At 41.4% G+C, this 1,564-nt stretch carries 4 protein-coding genes; all 4 read right to left on the bottom strand.

Annotated elements, in window-relative coordinates; translation table 11 throughout:
- On the bottom strand, positions 1-644 hold a 644-nt coding region (locus Q0212_RS03325), incomplete at its 3' end, for a hypothetical protein (RefSeq protein WP_297922193.1).
- 34 nt (positions 645-678) lie between these two features.
- Positions 679-885 carry a DUF4035 domain-containing protein gene (locus Q0212_RS03320; protein ID WP_297922190.1) on the bottom strand — a complete coding sequence of 69 codons (207 nt, stop codon included), beginning with the start codon at positions 883-885 and terminating at the stop codon, positions 679-681.
- A gap of 104 nt (positions 886-989) precedes the next feature.
- Positions 990-1,346, bottom strand: a complete 357-nt coding sequence (locus Q0212_RS03315; RefSeq protein WP_297922188.1) for a hypothetical protein — start codon at positions 1,344-1,346, stop codon at positions 990-992.
- Positions 1,347-1,360: 14 nt separating this feature from the next.
- Positions 1,361-1,564: hypothetical protein (locus Q0212_RS03310; protein ID WP_297922185.1), on the bottom strand; the 204-nt coding region annotated here is incomplete at its 5' end.

The raw sequence follows: 1,564 nt of genomic DNA, 5'->3' as shown, positions 1-1,564 counted from the left end.
CCAGCCGCATTAGACGCATCAGTGCTAACAACAAGGTTAAATTTTTCGGCTTCGGCGGTTAGTTCGCGGATTGCTTCACTGCCTTGGCTTAGATGGGGCAACAATGCAGGGCCTGCACTTTTACCTAACAAATCCATTGCTAAACTTGTTTTTGTTGCTCCATCGTTCATGCCTGCCAACACGTCACTAATATCCATCATTACATCAGATGAATTTCGTAACTGGCCATCTTGTTCGCGTAATTTAATACCAAGCGTTTCAAATAAATCAGCTTGTGCTTTGCTGCCTTGTGCCGCAGCATCCATATTCAAAGCAAGTTTTTGTAAGCCGCCAGTATAATCTTCTAAAGTCGCATCGTTAAAATGCAGTGCGTATTCCATCGCACTAAGAGCCTCAGCCGTGGTGTTTGCACGAGCTGCAATATCAGCTAAGCCATCGGCATAATCAATTTGCTCTTTGATGCGTGTTTTTATTTCGTCAACAACAAAAAGTCCTGCTAAAACACCAGCCAATTTTTTAGCATTTTCAGCAATACCACCCATTGCTTCATCAGCAGTTTGTTGGGCTTGATCCATGCCACGATCAAAAGCAGCACTATCCGCGCTTAGACTAACGTGCAATGCACCAATTTGAACGCCTGCCATAAATCACCCATAAAAAAACCGCTTAACGCGGCCTTTATTCAAAACTACCAAAAACACTATCAATCTTATTTTCTAAATCATCATCTGAAAGCTCATGCTTACGCGGTTTATAAACCATAAAATCATCAGACGTTTTGGCGGTTTGTTTTGGCGAACGATTGACATTAAACGTCATTGCTAATAACTCAGCATTACGTCTATCAGCCCTAAGCTCGCCAAAGTGCGTTTCTTCAAAGTACATACGCCATTCGATTAACTCGTTATAACTCAGCGTATGTTCTAACTCTGCAACCGTGCGCCCTAGTTTTAACGCCAGTAAAAATAAAAACTGGCGATCAGGACGCGCTAAGAGTTTTTTTCGTGAGCCTCAACATCATCTTTAAGCATTTTATTTAAGCGTAAAGCCACGTCCGACAATCTCACTACTGCTAAACTATTAAGCTGCTTAATTTGTTCGACATCATCAACACTAAACACAGCTTGGCCGTTTTCGTCTTTAACAGTAAACACCAACAACAACGGACGAAAGTTAATAGCACGTTCACTTTCTTTAACCAAACGATAGGCTTCATCAAAGTTGGCACGTTCAGCAACAGTCATAACACTGACATTAAGTTTTAAGTTATCGCCAAACTCAGGAACGGCAACTAACTCGGCAATGGCCGCGCCAATAGTCGCAAAAATAGCAGCTTTAAGACTCATTTTATATCCACTCATTAAACAGGGAATGTACGAACAGGTTTACCGCTAACTTTAATGCCTAAAGTTTGTCGGTGAATATCATCCATACCATGTGTCGGGGTCATTTCTTTAAGTACACCAAAGAAAGTCCACATTCCACCATCACGATAAACAATACGATATTCAACAGGGTTAGCTGCTTCAATATCTGCTTCTAAAAGACGCTGATTATCTAAGGC

Source organism: uncultured Agitococcus sp. (assembly GCF_937920075.1).
Classification (GTDB): Bacteria; Pseudomonadota; Gammaproteobacteria; order Pseudomonadales; family Moraxellaceae; genus Agitococcus.
Note: the sequence above shows the minus strand (reverse complement) of the source record. Positions and strands in the feature narration are given on the sequence as shown.